Genomic DNA, 16,349 nt, shown 5'->3' on the forward strand with positions numbered 1-16,349 from the left:
AAGCTTTCAGAGCACAGTTCAGAGGAGTAAAAAACGTAGAATTCTTCCTCTTTAGATTAACTAGAATATTTGCCTAAACACAACAATTAGGCTTGATCCATTAAATTCTAAGGTGCTGTAAAATAAAAAAAGCCTATAAATTATTAATTTATAGGCTTTTTATATGTTGTATTTGTAGTGACCTGGCTGGGGCTCGAACCCAGGACCCTCTCCTTAAAAGGGAGATGCTCTACCAACTGAGCTACCAGGTCATAATTTTAAAGAACGTAATGTGTTTAAATATTTACAAAAAAATACAGTCACATATTTAAATAAAAAAACCCCTTCTAAAAAGAGGCTTTTAATAATCTGTGACCTGGCTGGGGCTCGAACCCAGGACCCTCTCCTTAAAAGGGAGATGCTCTACCAACTGAGCTACCAGGTCATAATTTTAAAGAACTAAAATCCTTATTGCGGGTGCAAATATAATACGTTTAATTAATTTTACAAGCGTATTTTAAAGAAATTTTAAAATTCTTTGAAATGGTTATTAATTAGCTGAATTTTGCATAAAATTATTCTAAATGAAAATTGTTTTAGTGGGCTATATGGGTAGTGGTAAAACTACTGTAGGTAAGTTACTTGCAAAAAAAATGAATCTAAAATTTTTAGATTTAGATGATTATATAGAAGTATCCGAAGAAAAAAGTATCTCCAAAATATTTGTAGAGAATGGAGAAATTTATTTTAGGAAAAAGGAATTTCAATACTTAGAAGAAGTACTTTCTAATAACGATAATGTAGTTCTTTCTACAGGAGGAGGCACACCTTGTTATGGGGAGAATATGAATACGATACTTGCTGCCACAAAAAATGTGTTTTATATAAAAGTGAGTATTGCAGAACTTGTAGAGCGTCTTTCTTTAGAAAAAGAGCATAGACCATTAATAAAAGATATTAATGATAAAGAAATGGCAGAATTTATTGGTAAGCACATGTTCGAAAGAAGTTATTTTTATACTAAAGCACACCATACTGTTACTGTAAATAAGAATAGTGTAGAAGAAGTGGTTAAAAATATTTCGGAAGTTTTAGTCTAAAAACACGCGGTCATTACTAGCTTCTAAAACAACATGAACATGCTCTTGTAGAGAGGTAGATAAAGAAATTCCTTTATAATCTGCCTTAACAGGGTATTTTTTATGATTTCTATTAACTAATACAGCTGTTTTTAATTGTTTTAAGGGTGTTTTTAAAAAATGATGCACTCCATAAATAAGAGTCGTGCCAGAGTTTAAAACATCATCGACTAAAACGATGGATTTGTTAGTGTAATCGGTTTCACTAATAGAAGTTGTAACACCACTTTCTAGCGGGTTTGTTTTATCCATAGTTACTTTGCAAAGTATAATATTTGCATCCGTAATTTTACGTAGCACGTTTTGTATTTTTTTAGCTAGTTTTAGGCCAACACCTTCAATACCAGCAATTATTATTTCTTTTTCTTCTACGTTAGCTTCGTAAATTTGATAAGAAATACGCTTTATTTTATGCTGAATTTGTTTGTGCGTTAAAATGGTATTTTCCATGGTCTAGCTTAAATTACTTTTCAAAGATAAAGAAGAGTTCCCTATTGGCTCTAGGTAAAATAGAATTTGATGCTTTTTCGAGTGTTTTTAAGGTGAATAAGGGAGAAAATAAATTTTTATACTCTTTAATACATCCCCCAAATGGCGGTCCCTTTTCTGTTTTAGGAAAATCAAATAGGAGTCCAGCTAATTTGCCTTCTTTCTTTAATAAATGATGCATGGTTGTTGCATATTTATTTCGGAGTACTGGATCAAGAGCACAAAAGAAAGTTTGCTCTAATATTAAATCAAAATCCGTCAATTGTAAATTAAAAAAATCATCCTGAATTAAGTGTTCCTTAGGAAAGTTAGGGACAGAGCTTAATATATGATTTAAAGGTTGGTGCGCAATATCAATAACATAAACATTGGTAAAGCCTTGTTCGTGAAGATAAATTACTTCATGGCCTTTACCAACTCCGGGTATTAAAATTTTAATATCCTTATCGTTTAATTGACTAATATATTCTTTCAAAGGGGTAGAAATGGACCCAATATCCCAGCCAGTATCTTCATTTCTATATTTATTTTCCCAAAATTCTTTATTCAGATTCATCTAAATAGTCTTCAATTTCTCGTCTTTCTTTTTTTGTAGGTCTACCAGTTCCTCTTTTTCTGTAATGGTCTTTGGCATGTTGTAAAAGTTCATCATGTATAAAAGCTTCTTTAGGGGTAGTGTCTTTTCTGTAAATGTCTACTAACTTAGCACCAACCCTACTTTTGGGTATGTCTAAAACTACTAGCTCATAGTTTATTTGTTCTTTACGGACAATTAGCTTGTCTGTAGGAAATACTTCCCTAGACGGTTTTACTACTTGGTCATTTACTTTAATATGCCCTTTTTTACATGCTGTTGTAGCAATGTTTCTGGTTTTAAAGTACCGCGTACTCCATAAGTATTTGTCTATGCGCATTTTTGAATTAAAATTCTTTGTTAACGTCCTCTACAAAAATAAGGGAAAATTGTATCTTCGTCGTTTAAAATATTTTTTTGATGAAATTGAATAAAGTTTTAGCACTAGTAACATTTGTTGTATTTGCATGGTCTTGTAAAAAAGATGATGATGGAGGTAAAGCAAAAACAGCACCACCAAGATTATTAAGTGAAGTCGCGATTGAAGATGATGCTGAAATAATAGAATATTTAGAAACACACTTTTATAATTATGAGGAGTTTGCTAATCCGCCAGCTGATTTTGATTATAAGATTAAGCTAGATACTATTGCTGGGGATAATGCAGATAAAACTTCAATTAAAGACTTCGGCACACTGAAAACTCAAATTGTAAAATTAAATTCAGAGGATTTAGGTTTGGATGATGGAGAAACTAATGTAGAGCATAAGTTGTATTATTTAGAGGTAAAAAAAGGAGAAGGAGAAAATCCTACAGCTGTAGACTCTGTTTATGTTAATTATGAAGGTACAAGACTTAATGGTTATGTTTTTGATAGTGCCTTGGGTGCGCCTATATGGCTAGATTTGCAAGGGTCTTTAACCAAAGAAAATCCTGGTAGTATTAAAGGGTTTAAAAATGGAATGCCCAACTTAAAAGCCGGAGCAAGTGTTGTTGAAAACGGAGATGGCACCTTTGAGGTTTTAGGTTATGGTGTTGGTGTGATTTTTATGCCATCTGGGTTGGCATATTTTTCTGGTAATCAGCCTGGAGAATTTTATGCTCCTCTTGTTTTTAAAATAAATTTATTGGCAGTTAATACTGCAGATCATGATAGGGATGGAATATCGAGTATAGAGGAGGATATAAATAAAGATGGTAATCTTCTTAATGACGATACAGATGAAGATAATATTCCAAATTATTTAGATACGGATGATGATGGTGATGGAACACTAACTAGAGAGGAAATAGAGGATGATAATGGAAATATGATTGTAATGCCACCTTATCCAGATACGGATAATGATGGAATACCAGATTACTTAGATCCAGATAACAAATAAGAAAAGTAATTTACACTATACAAAAAGACCAGAAAGCAATTGCTTTCTGGTCTTTTTGTATAGTGCCTTTATTGAATAAAAATTTAGCTATTATAATTTAAGAGATAAGTTTACAATAATTTGATCCGGTCTTGTGTCTAATTTGCTTTCTGGTAAGGTCGTAATATTAGTATTTACAAAGGTAGCTTCATTGCTACTTAAGCCTTTTTCATAACGTACATCGATACCCAATTTATCTAAATTAACACCTACACCCAAATGTAAACCTACGGAAAAATCGTTTTCAATATCATTAATAGTTACACCATCAAATTCAGAATCTAAAATGTATTGAAAAGCAGGCCCAGCAAATACATGTAAAGGACCAATTATTTTAGTGCCAATCAGAATAGGAGCGTCTAACTTGCTCATGTCAAAAGCATCTCCGTTATAATCAGATTTTGTTTTCGTGTAAATTAATTCGGGTCTTACATAAAGCTTGCTACCTAATTTCCCATAAATACCAACATGGTATCCAATATTTCTATCTGGGTTTTCAGCGGCATCTGTAGCAGAAGCTACGTAATCGCCATTCGCATTAAAATTAAGTCCACCGATTATTCCAAATCCAGAATCGGATTGAGAAAAGGCAGAAAAACTGAGTAAAGTCATTACTGCTAATAGAATTGCTTTTTTCATAATGTTCATTTTTTAAATAGTTTAATAGTACAAAAAGGATACTATTGTTTATTTCTTCTCAAATAGGTAAACGAAGCCTATAGTTGATTATTGTTGAAGTTATACAACCTTAGGTGTAATTAACATTTAGATAAAATGTATTATTTTTAAGCATGGAAAGCTATATTTTACTTGGGTTTTCATCTTTATCTTTTTCTTAGGTTTTTTATGCGGCTTAGTTGATTATATTTGTGAACTTAAATTAAGATTTGAAATTCACATTACATCATACCGATCCTCATAGCAAGGCTAGAGCAGGAACAATGGTCACCGATCATGGGACTATAGAGACTCCTATATTTATGCCAGTAGGCACTGTGGCTTCTGTAAAAGGAGTACACCAGAAGGAGCTAAGAGAAGAAGTGAAGCCAGATGTTATTCTAGGGAACACTTATCATTTATTTTTAAGGCCTAAAACTCCTATCCTAAAAAAGGCAGGAGGTTTGCACAAATTTATGGGTTGGGATAGTAATATTTTAACCGATAGTGGAGGGTACCAAGTATATTCTCTCTCTTCTAATAGGAAGATAAAAGAAGAAGGCGTAAAGTTTAAATCGCATATAGATGGTTCTTACCATATGTTTACTCCAGAAAACGTAATGGAAATACAAAGAGTTATCGGAGCAGATATTATTATGGCTTTTGATGAGTGCACCCCCTATCCATGCGATTATAATTATGCTAAACGTTCTATGCATATGACACATAGATGGTTAAATCGATGTATAACGCATTTAGATAAAACTCCTTTTGAGTATGATTATGCGCAAACATTTTTTCCTATCATACAAGGGTCTACTTATAAAGATTTACGTAGACAATCTGCCGAATATATAGCAAATGCAGGAGCAGAGGGTAATGCAATAGGAGGTCTTTCTGTTGGTGAGCCAGCAGAAGAAATGTATGGCATGACAGAAGTAGTTTGCGAAGTCTTGCCAGAAGACAAGCCACGTTATTTAATGGGAGTAGGGACGCCAATTAATATTTTAGAAAATATTGCTTTAGGTATCGATATGTTCGATTGTGTGATGCCAACCCGTAATGCCAGAAATGGAATGTTATTTACAGCACACGGAACAATAAATATAAAAAATAAAAAATGGGAAGACGATTTTTCCATGCTAGACCCAGATGGAACCACATTTGTAGATAGAGAATATACAAAAGCATATTTAAGACACTTGTTTGCAGCCAATGAATATCTAGGAAAACAAATAGCTACTATTCATAATTTAGGGTTCTATATGTGGTTAGTTCGGGAAGCTAGAATACATATATTAGCAGGAGACTTTAGAGTTTGGAAAGATGGGATGGTAAAACAAATGGATAAAAGATTGTAATGCTAACGATACTAGATAGATACATATTAAAACGATATTTGGCCACCTTTACGGTTATGTTATTGCTTTTTATCCCTATTGGTATCATGGCGAACCTTGCGGAGCAAATAGGCAAAATGATTGATAATGAGGCGCCAGTCAATGAAATTGTTATCTATTATTTACATTTTACAGTTTATATAGGGAGTTTGTTATTTCCTATATTTTTGTTTTTATCGGTAATTTTTTTCACCTCAAAATTAGCGAATAACACAGAGATTGTTGCTATTCTTAGCTCAGGGGTTTCTTACAATCGTTTTTTAAGGCCTTATTTAATAGGGGCAAGTTTTGTTGCTATTCTTATGTTTTTTACGGCCATGTTTTTAGTGCCAAAAGCAAGCCTTGGGTTTAATGAGTTTAAGTATAAATACCTAAAAAAAGGAAAAAAAGATCGTGTTACGAATAACATATACAATCAATTAAACGAAACAGATTTTATATACGTAAGTAGTTTTGACCCTGCAAGACAGATTGGTCATAATTTCTCTTACGAGCGTTTTGATGAAGAAAACAATTTAGAATTTAAAATAGCAGCATCTAATATTCGATGGGTAGAAAAGGATAGTGTTTATAGACTTACATCCTATAAAAAAAGAACTATTGTCGGGGATACAGCTATTATTGAAAGTAAAAGAAGATTAGATACGTTATTTACTTTTAAAATAGACGATTTAACACCTGTTTCTTATGTAGCGGAGACCAAAAATTTGTTCGAGCTTAATACCTTTATTGAAAGCCAAAAAAGGAAAGGAGCATCTAACATTAATACCTATATTTTAGTAAAGTATAAAAGATGGGCCTTGCCCTTAACAGCTTTTATTTTGACTATAATTGCAGTGGCTGTTTCTTCTGTAAAGAGAAGAGGCGGTATGGGTATTAATTTGGCATTTGGGATATTAGTAGCTTTTATCTATGTCTTTTTTGATAAGGTTTTTGGGGTCTTAGCAGAGCAATCTGGTTTTTCACCGTTATTAGCAGTGGTTATTCCTAATGTGGTTTTTGGCTTGCTTGCATTTTATCTATTACAGAATGCAAAGCGATAGGTTTAAAAACTTAATTCACCTTCACTTCATAGTTTTTGTATGGGGATTTACAGCGGTTCTAGGAAAGCTTATAATCATTGATGCCTTACGGCTAGTTTGGTTTCGCATGTTAATTGCATCTCTTTTAATTGCAGGTTATATTTTAGTTTCAAAAATGCATTTTAAATTATCTAAAAAATCTTTTTTGTGGATGGTTTTTGGAGGAGTTATAGTAGCGCTGCATTGGGTCTCTTTCTTCATGGCAATTAAAGTTTCAAGTGTATCTATTGCTTTGGCAACTATGTCTCTTGGAGCATTTTTTACAGCATTACTAGAGCCTATTTGGTATGGTAGAAAAATAATAAAATATGAAATCCTTTTTGGAGCCATTGTTATACTGGGCTTATACTTAATTTTTAGAGTAGATTCAGCACACTGGTATGGAATGGTTATAGCGGCAATATCAGCATTTTTAGCAGCTACTTTTTCAATAATAAACGGAAAGTTGGTGAAAACAGATAAACCTTCGGTTATATCTCTTGTTGAGCTAGGTGCAGGAGTAGCGTTTTTATCTGTTTATTTTTTGATTACAGGAGAATTTTCCCAAGACTTTTTTAATGTTTCAGGTATAGATTGGTTGTATATTTTTATTCTAGCATCCGTTTGTACGGCATATGCTTTTATAGCTTCTGTAAAGGTAATGCGTTTTTTATCTCCTTATACGGTAATGCTAACCACGAATTTAGAGCCGGTATATGGTATTTTATTGGCCTTTATTATTCTTGGCGAAAACAAAGAGTTAAACCCTATGTTTTATATTGGCGCCCTTATTATATTTGGAACCGTGATTGCAAACGCTATTCTTAAAAATAGAAAAAAATTAAAGAATAACTAAGGGAGACCATTTACTTTAAAGTTTTATATTTGTTCGCATAAACTAACGAAACCTATTTGACTTATGGAATACTTAGATTTTGAACTTCCTATTAAAGAACTGGAAGAACAGTTAAATAAGTGTGTAATTATTGGAGAAGAGAGCGATGTTGATGTTACCCAAACCTGCAAGAAAATTGAGAAAAAGCTAACAGAGACACGTAAGGCTATTTATAAAAACCTTACTGCTTGGCAACGTGTACAATTATCAAGGCACCCAAACAGACCATATACACTAGATTATATTAATGCCATTTGTGGAGGTTCTTTTTTAGAATTACACGGCGATAGAAATGTAGGAGACGATAAGGCAATGATTGGTGGTTTAGGAAAAGTAAATGACCAAAGTTTTATGTTTATTGGTCAGCAAAAAGGATATAATACAAAAACTAGGCAATACCGTAATTTTGGTATGGCAAACCCAGAAGGGTATAGAAAGGCACTTAGATTAATGAAATCTGCCGAAAAGTTTAATGTACCTGTAGTTTGTTTAATAGATACTCCAGGCGCTTACCCAGGAATAGAGGCTGAAGAACGCGGTCAAGGAGAAGCCATTGCGCGTAATATTTTGGAGATGACACGCCTTAAAGTACCAATTATAGTCGTTATTATTGGTGAAGGAGCTTCTGGTGGAGCTTTGGGTATAGGAGTAGGTGATTCTGTTTTAATGTTAGAGAATACATGGTACTCTGTTATTTCTCCAGAATCTTGTTCTTCTATTTTATGGAGAAGTTGGGAGTTTAAAGAACAAGCAGCAGATGCTTTAAAATTAACTGCTCCTGATATGAAAAAAATGAGTATTGTCGATGAGATTGTAAAAGAACCAGCCGGTGGAGCTCATTCTAATAGAGAAGAAACGTTTGAAACCGTAAAAAACAAAATAGTTGAACATTTTGAAGAATTAAAAAAGTTATCACCAAAAGATTTAGTAAATAAAAGAATGGATAAATATGCAAATATGGGTGTCTTTAATGGCTAACCGCATGTTTTATCTTGTTTCGTATAATCCGGAAAATTTTAATTCCGGATTTTTTTTGTTATCAACATAATTTTGTAACTTATTAACAGATAATCTTAGTCAACTGTGGATATCGTAAACATAGAAATCCACATTAACTAAAGGTTAATTGTATATTTTCGTATTCATGGAAAAACCGAACCCAGTTATTGGTCGTAAAATAGATAAATCTACCCTAATTAATTTAGAAAGAGGTAAAATACCACCTCAAGCAGTTGATTTAGAGGAGGTTGTGATTGGGGCTATGATGATTGATAAAAAGGGGGTAGATGATGTTATAGATATTCTTCATCCAGATGTTTTTTATAAAGAAGCGCATAAAAACATTTTTGAGGCTATTTTTAAATTGTTCGAAACCTCGGAACCTATTGATTTATTAACCGTTTCCACGCAATTAAAGAAAGATGGCAAGTTAGAAAGTTCAGGAGGTGATTTTTACCTGATAAAACTTACCCAAAAGATTGCTTCTTCTGCACATATTGAATTTCATGCACGTATAATTCTTCAAAAATTTATTCAGCGTAGTTTAATTAAAATATCAGGAGAAATTATTGAAGCTGCTTATGATGAGTCTACAGATGTTTTCGATTTATTAGACAATGCGGAGTCTAAATTATACGATGTAACACAAGGTAACCTTAAACGTTCGGCAGAAACGGCACAGAACTTAGTTATACAAGCTAAAAAACGTATTGAAGAAATAGCAGGTAAAGAAGGAATGAGTGGTGTTGCTTCTGGTTTCGATAAGTTAGATAAACTTACTTCTGGTTGGCAACCGAGTGATTTAATTATTGTTGCTGCACGTCCAGGTATGGGTAAAACAGCCTTGACATTATCTATGGCAAGGAATATTGCAGTGAATTCTAATACCGCAGTTGCATTCTTTTCCCTGGAAATGTCTTCTGTACAGTTAATAACAAGATTAATATCATCGGAAACAGGTCTGTCCTCTGAAAAATTAAGAACAGGAAAATTAGAGAAACACGAGTGGGAGCAATTAAATGTAAAGGTTAAGTCTTTAGAGGCGGCACCTTTGTTTATAGATGATACTCCTTCATTATCTATTTTCGATTTAAGAGCAAAATGTCGAAGATTGGCTTCGCAACACGATATAAAAATGATTATGATTGATTACTTGCAGTTGATGACAGCAGGTGGTAGTCAAAAAGGAGGAGGAAATAGAGAACAAGAAATATCTACTATCTCTAGGAACCTAAAAGCTTTAGCAAAAGAACTAAATGTGCCTGTAATTGCACTTTCGCAGTTATCGCGTGCTGTGGAAACTCGTGGAGGAAGTAAAAGACCAATACTATCCGATTTAAGGGAATCTGGAGCAATTGAGCAAGATGCCGATATTGTTTCTTTTATATATAGACCAGAGTATTATAAGATTGATGAGTGGGATGATGATGAACAAAGTCCTACTGCTGGGCAAGCCGAATTCATTGTTGCAAAACACAGAAATGGTGGTTTAGAGAATATTCGTCTTAAGTTTATCGGTAACCAAGGTAAGTTCGATAATTTAGATGATTTCGATTCTCCGTTTGAATTCCAATCTAAAATGAATGAGGAGGATGATAACCCATTCATTACTAAAAATCTCCCAAATGCTAATGAGGCTTTTGGTAGTTCTATGAACGACGGTTCTCCAGATAATAATGATGTTCCCTTCTAGATGCTAAATATATTCTAGTAGTCCGTATGGTTTTACGCATAGGAATTATTTGTTTTTGAGTTATCTTTGAGGATAGGTTATACTAAAAACATTTATGAAAAAGATAGTATTCTTTTTGCTATTTCTTTGTTCGTTATCCACTTTGTCGGGATCCGTTATTCTAATTCCTATGGATGCAGAATCTCAGAAAAACCACTTAAAAGCATATGGAATAACCTATTGGGTTTTGGCAAAGCAACAAAAAGTACAATGGCTCCTTAATTATAGGGGTGGTTCTTTTTTACTTCCAGATGGGGAGGCTATTCGTAAAGAATGTCAAATACGTGGGGTTTCTTTTGAAATTTTATCAGACGGTCAAGCGAATGCAGTATTGCAAAAAATTAGTAGTCCTTCGCAAAACCAAGAAGCCGTAGTTTTAGAAAAAGCTCCTAAGATAGCAGTCTATTCTCCTAAAAGTAAGCAACCCTGGGATGATGCGGTAACCATGGTACTTACGTATGCAGAAATTCCATATGTTACCGTTTATGATGAAGATGTAATTCAAGATAAATTAGCCTTGTATGATTGGTTACACTTACATCATGAAGATTTTACAGGGCAATATGGAAAATTTTATGGTAGTTATAGAGCAACACCATGGTATATTGAAGGAAAGCAAAATGCCGAAGCTTTAGCAACAAAATTGGGCTTTTCTAAAGTTTCAGAAGAAAAGAGGGCGGTAGCATTAAAAATCAGAAATTATGTAATCGGAGGAGGTTTTATGTTTGCTATGTGCTCCGCAACAGATAGTTTTGATATAGCTTTAGCTGCAGATGGCGTTGATATTTGCGAACCAATGTTTGATGGTGATCCATCAGAAGCCAGTTACCAAAGTAAATTAGATTATAAAAAATCTTTCGCTTTTACAGATTTTGTTTTAGAAAGGAACCCTTTGCAATACGAGTTTTCTTCTATTGATATGACTAGCAAGAGAAGAAGTATATCTAAGGAAACGGATTATTTTACTTTGATGGATTTCTCTGCTAAATGGGATCCAGTGCCAACTATGTTATGTCAAAACCACACTTCTTTGGTGAAAGGCTTTATGGGGCAGACCACATCATTTGCAAGAGAGCAAATAAAGCCAACAGTGCTAGTTTTGGGAGAGAATAAGATTAATGAAGAGGCAAGATATATTCATGGAATAAAAGGAAAAGGTTTCTTTACTTTTTATGGAGGGCACGACCCTGAAGATTATCAGCATAGGGTAGGAGACCCTAAAACAGAATTAGAGTTGCATCCCACATCACCAGGATATCGTTTAATTCTTAATAATGTATTATTTCCTGCTGCAAGAAAAAAGAAGCAGAAAACGTAATTCAGTTCTTTATAAGCTTTTCTAGAATGCGTTCTACTCCAAAATTATCATTACTATCGGTACTGTAATTGGCGATTTTTTTCACATTTTCATGTGCATTTTCCATTGCAAAACTATATTTAGACATGGCTAGCATTTCCAAATCATTATTATAGTCACCGAATACCATCGTTTCTTCGGGTAAAATATGGTAAAGCTCCTGAACTTTCTTTAAAGCATGTCCTTTGTGAGCATTAACATCGGATAAGTCTAACCAATTTAGACCAGATACTTTTACCTTAATATTTTGCTCTAAATGTTTTACATGTGGATAAATATAATCTTCGGAACTTTTAAAATGGTAGATAGCTATTTTTAAAACTTCACCAGTGTAATCTCTTAAATCGTTTAGCATTTCATAGGCAGAATAGAACTCCTTCAATTTATCTGCGAATTCAGTAGAGGTATTTAAAAGGTATGCCTTGTTTTTTGTGCAAAGAACTGGGTGTATGTCTTCCATGTTCTCTATTAGGTTCAGTATATCGTTCTTAATAGGTAAAGGAAGAGGGGTAGATAAAAGTTCTTTATCTTGTTGCATTACAAAACCGCCATTCTCTGCAATTACAATTATATCATCCTTTATAGGCGAAAGTTTGTCTATTATACTATCATATTGTCTACCACTTGCGGCTACAAATTGAATGCCTCTATCTTTTAAGCCTTGGTGTAACTCAAAAAAACGATTACTTACTTCATGGTTAGAATTTAGTAAGGTTCCATCCATATCTGTTACAACCATTTTTATTTTAGATAAATCCATTCTTTAGTTTTTTGTAAAGGTATTTCATTGGGATTAATTTTGTAGTGGTAAATCTTATTTTCATCTTTTTATCTTAGAATTTTCATAATGGTTTATATTCAAAAAGAGATACGTTTATCTAAATACAACAGAGGATTCCATATAGAAAAAATTAAGAAATAAAAAAATCCGATTCGTTAGAATCGGATTTTCTTATAGTGAGATAACGTTCTTAAATTTATTTAACTTGCTCTACAACTGCTTTAAAAGCATCTGGGTGGTTCATTGCTAAATCTGCTAAAACCTTTCTGTTAAGTTCTATATTATTAGCTTTTACTTTTCCCATAAATTGTGAGTAAGACATTCCATGTAATCTAGCACCAGCGTTAATTCTGGTAATCCATAGTGCACGGAAAGTTCTTTTCTTGTTTCTACGGTCTCTGTAAGCATATAACATTGCTTTTTCAACCGCATTTTTAGCTACTGTCCAAACGTTTTTACGTCTTCCAAAGTAACCTTTGGCTTGCTTCATCACCTTTTTTCTTCTGGCTCTTGAAGCTACTGCATTTACTGATCTTGGCATAATTTAAATTGTTTTTGTAGTAGGCGGGCGAATACTCGACTCTTTTATTTGCCTAACTCCAGGGTTAATAATTGTTTACCGAAAAGAAAAATTACTTTAAGCGTAATTGTTCTTTTATGCTGTTAACATCGGCTTGGTGTACCAAACCTGAATGTGTTAACTTAAGCTTACGCTTCTTAGATTTTTTAGTCAAAATATGACTCTTAAAAGCGTGCTTTCTCTTGATCTTACCAGAACCTGTTAGCTTAAATCGCTTTTTAGCACTGGATTTTGTTTTCTGTTTAGGCATTTTGTCCTATTGTATTAAATTATCTCACTTTTTTATGCTGAAACTGCCTACGTTTAAATAGGCAGATACTCAGTATGCTATATGTTCTAATCTTTAAAATCTATAATAGATTAAATATTAGTTCTTATTTTTTGGTTTTTGGAGCAATGAACATGGTCATTCTTTTACCTTCTAATTTAGGCATTTGCTCTACTTTTCCTAATTCTTCTAATTCAGACGCAAGTCTTAATAAAAGAATTTCTCCTTGGTCCTTATACACTATAGATCGTCCTTTAAAAAAAACATATGCTTTAAGTTTAGCGCCTTCAGCTAAAAATTTTTCAGCATGCTTCTTTTTAAATTCATAATCATGATCATCGGTGTTAGGACCAAATCGTATCTCTTTGACTACAACTTTGGAAGCTTTCGCTTTCATTACCTTTTCGCGCTTTTTCTGCTCGTAAAGGAATTTTTTGTAATCAATAATCTTACAAACAGGAGGATCTGCTTTGGGAGAAATTTCTACCAAATCTAATCCTAGTTCTTCTGATTTTGCCATTGCTTGTTGCAATGTGTATACGCCAACCTCAATATTATCTCCGACCAACCTAACGTTAGGGGAAATAACGAGTTCGTTGATTTTATGTGGGTTTTTGTTCTCCCTTCTAGGTTGTGGCCTAAATCTTTTTCGAATTGCTATGACTTCAATATTTTAATTAAACTTATTTTTTTTAGAACGACTTTAAGGTACTGTTTATTTCATTATTTACCAAGTCCGTAAACTTCTCTATACTAATGGCTCCAATATCTTCTCCTCCATGTCTACGAACAGATATGGTGTTTTGTTCTTGGTCATTGTCTCCTACAATAAGCATAAATGGGATTTTACTCATTTCAGCTTCTCGTATTTTCTTGCCAATCGTTTCATTTCTACGGTCTACAAGAGCGCGAATTTCGTTATTTTCTAAGGAATTAAAAACTTTTTCTGCATATATTTCATGTTTCTCACTAACTGGCAAGATAATAGCCTGTTCTGGGATTAGCCATAACGGAAAATTTCCGCCTGTATGTTCTAGCATTAAAGCTATAAAGCGCTCTAAACTTCCAAAAGGAGCTCTGTGTATCATTACAGGTCTATGGAGCTCATTATCACTGCCTTTGTAGGTAAGGTCAAATCGTTCAGGTAAGTTGTAGTCTACTTGTATTGTTCCTAGTTGCCAACTTCTTCCTAAAGCATCTTTTACCATAAAATCTAATTTTGGACCGTAAAAAGCAGCTTCTCCACTTTTAACAACAAAATCTAATCCTTTTTCTTTTGCAGCATTAATAATGGCATTCTCCGCTTTTTCCCAATTTTCTACTTTGCCAATATATTTATCGGGATTGTTTAAGTCTCTTACTGAAACCTGAGCTGTAAAATTATCAAAACCTAAAGAGCCTAGTACATATAGCGTAAGGTCAATCACATTTTTGAACTCATCGGCCAATTGGTCTGGTGTACAAAATATATGAGCATCATCTTGTGTAAACCCACGGACTCTAGTTAATCCGTGTAGCTCTCCACTTTGTTCGTAGCGGTATACTGTGCCAAATTCAGCAAAACGCTTCGGTAAGTCTTTATAAGAATGAGGTTTGAAATTATAAACTTCGCAATGGTGAGGGCAATTCATGGGTTTTAATAAAAACTCCTCATCCATTTTAGGGGTCTTTATAGGTTGAAAGCTATCTTCTCCGTATTTGGCATAGTGGCCAGAAGTTACATAAAGTTCTTTTTGTCCAATATGAGGGGTTACAACCATTTCATAGCCTGCTTTTTTCTGAGCTTTCTTTAAGAATTGCTCTAGTCTTTCTCTTAGAGCAGCGCCTTTAGGAAGCCATAAGGGTAATCCTGCGCCTACTTTTTGAGAAAAAGTAAAAAGTTCTAGTTCTTTGCCTAATTTCCTGTGATCTCTTTTTTTAGCCTCTTCTAGTAAATGAAGGTATTCGGTAAGTTCCTTTTGTTTAGGAAAAGAGATGCCGTATATTCTTGTAAGTTGTGTATTTTTTTCATCACCTCTCCAATATGCGCCAGCTGCACTTAATATTTTAATAGCTTTTACGATACCAGTGTTAGGAATATGTCCTCCACGACATAAATCAGTAAAAGTATCATGGTCGCAGAAAGTTATTGTTCCGTCTTCCAGATTTTCAATAAGCTCTACCTTATAGGGATTGTTTTGTGTTTTGTATAATTCAAGAGCTTCTGCTTTGGAAACAGAACGCATTTTAAAATCATGCTTGCCTCTTGCAATTTCGATTGCTCTTTTTTCAACAGCTCCAAAGTCTTTTTCAGAAATATTGTTATCTCCAAAATCAACGTCATAATAGAATCCATTATCAATTGCAGGGCCAATAGTCAATTTAGCATTAGGGTATAGTTCTTCAATTGCTTGCGCAACAATATGAGAACTAGAATGCCAAAAAGCTTTTTTGCCCTCTGTATTATTCCAAGTAAAGAGGGTAAGTGCTCCGTCTTCATTTATTGGAGATACTGTTTCTAATATAGTATCATTAAATTTTGCTGAAATTACATTTCTAGCTAATCCTTCACTTATGCTTTTAGCTACTTCTATAGGAGTAACGCCTTTTGCGAATTCTTTAATAGAGCCATCTGGTAGTGTAATCTTAATCATTCCTGCTTTTTAACTATAAGGAAGCAAAGATAGTATGTTGAGTTCATGCATACAATTTACTTTATATGTTTTTAGTCTATTGTATAAGGAATAGCAAGCTTTCTTTGTTGGGTGCCTAGTCTTTCTATGCTATATAGGGTGTATTTTTTGGTTTGATTTACGTTTGTGTGGTTGAATGATTGTTGGGAGAGGTAAGGTTTAGGCTTATTATATAGGGTGCTCTTTATGTTTATTTAAGAGTTGTGGTTTGTTTTTAGAGAGGAATGTTATTTTAGTTTTTCTCTAACATCTTGTTAATAAGGGTTTTTGGCATTATGTAAAATTTTTCTCAAAAAAAGTATATAAAAGTCATTGTTAGGATAGAAAAGAGGTGTACATTT

The 16,349-nt window shown here is 33.5% G+C and carries 17 protein-coding genes and 2 tRNA genes; 8 read left to right on the forward strand and 11 right to left on the reverse strand.

Translation table 11 applies throughout. The annotated features are described in order from the left end of the window. Positions 1 to 178: 178 nt before the first annotated feature. Positions 179 to 251 (reverse strand) — tRNA-Lys (locus QZZ51_RS12355). Positions 252 to 351: 100 nt separating this feature from the next. Beyond that, a tRNA-Lys gene (locus tag QZZ51_RS12360) sits at positions 352 to 424 on the reverse strand. A 139-nt stretch (positions 425 to 563) separates the two neighbouring features. On the opposite strand from QZZ51_RS12360, the gene QZZ51_RS12365 reads away from it, so the two are divergent. Continuing rightward, entirely contained in the window at positions 564 to 1,079 is a 516-nt protein-coding gene (locus QZZ51_RS12365; protein ID WP_291870102.1) for a shikimate kinase, read from the forward strand. Here the strand turns inward: QZZ51_RS12365 and QZZ51_RS12370 are convergent. Genes QZZ51_RS12370 through QZZ51_RS12380 form a run of 3 tightly spaced genes read right to left on the reverse strand, consistent with a single transcriptional unit; the run spans position 1,071 to position 2,521 of the window. Further along, a complete protein-coding gene (locus tag QZZ51_RS12370) occupies positions 1,071 to 1,568 on the reverse strand; it encodes a phosphoribosyltransferase family protein (protein WP_291870105.1) in 498 nt (165 codons plus the stop codon). The two genes, QZZ51_RS12365 and QZZ51_RS12370, sit on opposite strands and share 9 nt — an antisense overlap. A gap of 13 nt (positions 1,569 to 1,581) precedes the next feature. Next, entirely contained in the window at positions 1,582 to 2,163 is a 582-nt protein-coding gene (locus QZZ51_RS12375) for a methyltransferase domain-containing protein (RefSeq protein WP_291870107.1), read from the reverse strand. After that, on the reverse strand, positions 2,150 to 2,521 hold the full coding sequence (locus QZZ51_RS12380; RefSeq protein WP_291870110.1) for a S4 domain-containing protein: 372 nt from the start codon (positions 2,519 to 2,521) through the stop codon (positions 2,150 to 2,152). The genes QZZ51_RS12375 and QZZ51_RS12380 overlap by 14 nt, the downstream gene beginning before the upstream one ends. A gap of 80 nt (positions 2,522 to 2,601) precedes the next feature. On the opposite strand from QZZ51_RS12380, the gene QZZ51_RS12385 reads away from it, so the two are divergent. Further along, positions 2,602 to 3,567: a hypothetical protein gene (locus QZZ51_RS12385; RefSeq protein WP_291870112.1), complete on the forward strand. Its 966-nt coding sequence runs from the start codon at positions 2,602 to 2,604 to the stop codon at positions 3,565 to 3,567. A gap of 90 nt (positions 3,568 to 3,657) precedes the next feature. On the opposite strand, the gene QZZ51_RS12390 is transcribed toward QZZ51_RS12385, so the two are convergent. Continuing rightward, positions 3,658 to 4,245 carry an outer membrane beta-barrel protein gene (locus QZZ51_RS12390; RefSeq protein WP_291870114.1) on the reverse strand — a complete coding sequence of 196 codons (588 nt, stop codon included), beginning with the start codon at positions 4,243 to 4,245 and terminating at the stop codon, positions 3,658 to 3,660. Positions 4,246 to 4,493: 248 nt separating this feature from the next. Here QZZ51_RS12390 and tgt point away from each other — a divergent pair, with 248 nt between their 5' ends. From tgt to QZZ51_RS12420, 6 genes are all read left to right on the forward strand, one after another. After that, entirely contained in the window at positions 4,494 to 5,624 is a 1,131-nt protein-coding gene (gene tgt / locus QZZ51_RS12395) for a tRNA guanosine(34) transglycosylase Tgt (protein WP_291870116.1), read from the forward strand. Beyond that, complete coding sequence (locus QZZ51_RS12400) at positions 5,624 to 6,706, forward strand: LptF/LptG family permease (RefSeq protein WP_291870118.1); 1,083 nt, start codon at positions 5,624 to 5,626, stop codon at positions 6,704 to 6,706. Before tgt ends, QZZ51_RS12400 begins: the two co-directional genes overlap by 1 nt. After that, positions 6,693 to 7,580 carry a DMT family transporter gene (locus tag QZZ51_RS12405; protein ID WP_291870120.1) on the forward strand — a complete coding sequence of 296 codons (888 nt, stop codon included), beginning with the start codon at positions 6,693 to 6,695 and terminating at the stop codon, positions 7,578 to 7,580. The genes QZZ51_RS12400 and QZZ51_RS12405 overlap by 14 nt, the downstream gene beginning before the upstream one ends. 63 nt (positions 7,581 to 7,643) lie before the next feature. Further along, positions 7,644 to 8,597, forward strand: coding sequence for an acetyl-CoA carboxylase carboxyltransferase subunit alpha (locus QZZ51_RS12410; protein ID WP_291870122.1), 954 nt, complete (start codon positions 7,644 to 7,646; stop codon positions 8,595 to 8,597). A 166-nt stretch (positions 8,598 to 8,763) separates the two neighbouring features. After that, positions 8,764 to 10,311 (forward strand): replicative DNA helicase, encoded by a 1,548-nt coding sequence (gene dnaB, locus QZZ51_RS12415; protein ID WP_291870124.1) that lies wholly within the window; start codon positions 8,764 to 8,766, stop codon positions 10,309 to 10,311. Between the two features lie 94 nt (positions 10,312 to 10,405). After that, entirely contained in the window at positions 10,406 to 11,668 is a 1,263-nt protein-coding gene (locus QZZ51_RS12420; RefSeq protein ID WP_291870126.1) for an asparagine synthetase B, read from the forward strand. Between the two features lies 1 nt (position 11,669). On the opposite strand, the gene QZZ51_RS12425 is transcribed toward QZZ51_RS12420, so the two are convergent. The 5 genes from QZZ51_RS12425 to thrS all read right to left on the reverse strand — a co-directional run bounded on the left by QZZ51_RS12425 (position 11,670) and on the right by thrS (position 15,969). Next, positions 11,670 to 12,467: an HAD family hydrolase gene (locus QZZ51_RS12425; RefSeq protein WP_291870128.1), complete on the reverse strand. Its 798-nt coding sequence runs from the start codon at positions 12,465 to 12,467 to the stop codon at positions 11,670 to 11,672. Between the two features lie 217 nt (positions 12,468 to 12,684). Beyond that, positions 12,685 to 13,029, reverse strand: a complete 345-nt coding sequence (gene rplT / locus QZZ51_RS12430) for a 50S ribosomal protein L20 (RefSeq protein WP_291870130.1) — start codon at positions 13,027 to 13,029, stop codon at positions 12,685 to 12,687. A 91-nt stretch (positions 13,030 to 13,120) separates the two neighbouring features. After that, positions 13,121 to 13,318: a 50S ribosomal protein L35 gene (gene rpmI / locus QZZ51_RS12435; protein WP_291870132.1), complete on the reverse strand. Its 198-nt coding sequence runs from the start codon at positions 13,316 to 13,318 to the stop codon at positions 13,121 to 13,123. A gap of 124 nt (positions 13,319 to 13,442) precedes the next feature. Beyond that, the gene (infC, locus tag QZZ51_RS12440; RefSeq protein ID WP_291870136.1) at positions 13,443 to 13,991 is read right to left on the reverse strand and encodes a translation initiation factor IF-3; all 549 of its coding nucleotides are present in this window, start codon (positions 13,989 to 13,991) and stop codon (positions 13,443 to 13,445) included. Between the two features lie 37 nt (positions 13,992 to 14,028). Then, positions 14,029 to 15,969: a threonine--tRNA ligase gene (thrS, locus tag QZZ51_RS12445; RefSeq protein ID WP_291870134.1), complete on the reverse strand. Its 1,941-nt coding sequence runs from the start codon at positions 15,967 to 15,969 to the stop codon at positions 14,029 to 14,031. Between the last annotated feature and the right edge of the window lie 380 nt (positions 15,970 to 16,349).

It is taken from the genome of Maribacter sp. (assembly GCF_016744255.1).
Classification (GTDB): Bacteria; Bacteroidota; Bacteroidia; order Flavobacteriales; family Flavobacteriaceae; genus Maribacter_B.

Excerpts from the sequence above, each read along its gene's own strand:
- QZZ51_RS12390 (WP_291870114.1), bottom strand. The coding sequence starts at position 4,245 with ATGAAAAAAGCAATTCTATTAGCAGTAATGACTTTACTCAGTTTTTCT.
- QZZ51_RS12405 (WP_291870120.1), top strand. The coding sequence starts at position 6,693 with ATGCAAAGCGATAGGTTTAAAAACTTAATTCACCTTCACTTCATAGTT.
- thrS (WP_291870134.1), bottom strand. The coding sequence starts at position 15,969 with ATGATTAAGATTACACTACCAGATGGCTCTATTAAAGAATTCGCAAAA.
- QZZ51_RS12420 (WP_291870126.1), top strand. The coding sequence starts at position 10,406 with ATGAAAAAGATAGTATTCTTTTTGCTATTTCTTTGTTCGTTATCCACT.
- QZZ51_RS12385 (WP_291870112.1), top strand. The coding sequence starts at position 2,602 with ATGAAATTGAATAAAGTTTTAGCACTAGTAACATTTGTTGTATTTGCA.
- QZZ51_RS12370 (WP_291870105.1), bottom strand. The coding sequence starts at position 1,568 with ATGGAAAATACCATTTTAACGCACAAACAAATTCAGCATAAAATAAAG.
- QZZ51_RS12425 (WP_291870128.1), bottom strand. The coding sequence starts at position 12,467 with ATGGATTTATCTAAAATAAAAATGGTTGTAACAGATATGGATGGAACC.
- rpmI (WP_291870132.1), bottom strand. The coding sequence starts at position 13,318 with ATGCCTAAACAGAAAACAAAATCCAGTGCTAAAAAGCGATTTAAGCTA.
- QZZ51_RS12380 (WP_291870110.1), bottom strand. The coding sequence starts at position 2,521 with ATGCGCATAGACAAATACTTATGGAGTACGCGGTACTTTAAAACCAGA.
- QZZ51_RS12410 (WP_291870122.1), top strand. The coding sequence starts at position 7,644 with ATGGAATACTTAGATTTTGAACTTCCTATTAAAGAACTGGAAGAACAG.
- QZZ51_RS12365 (WP_291870102.1), top strand. The coding sequence starts at position 564 with ATGAAAATTGTTTTAGTGGGCTATATGGGTAGTGGTAAAACTACTGTA.
- rplT (WP_291870130.1), bottom strand. The coding sequence starts at position 13,029 with ATGCCAAGATCAGTAAATGCAGTAGCTTCAAGAGCCAGAAGAAAAAAG.
- QZZ51_RS12375 (WP_291870107.1), bottom strand. The coding sequence starts at position 2,163 with ATGAATCTGAATAAAGAATTTTGGGAAAATAAATATAGAAATGAAGAT.
- QZZ51_RS12400 (WP_291870118.1), top strand. The coding sequence starts at position 5,624 with ATGCTAACGATACTAGATAGATACATATTAAAACGATATTTGGCCACC.
- dnaB (WP_291870124.1), top strand. The coding sequence starts at position 8,764 with ATGGAAAAACCGAACCCAGTTATTGGTCGTAAAATAGATAAATCTACC.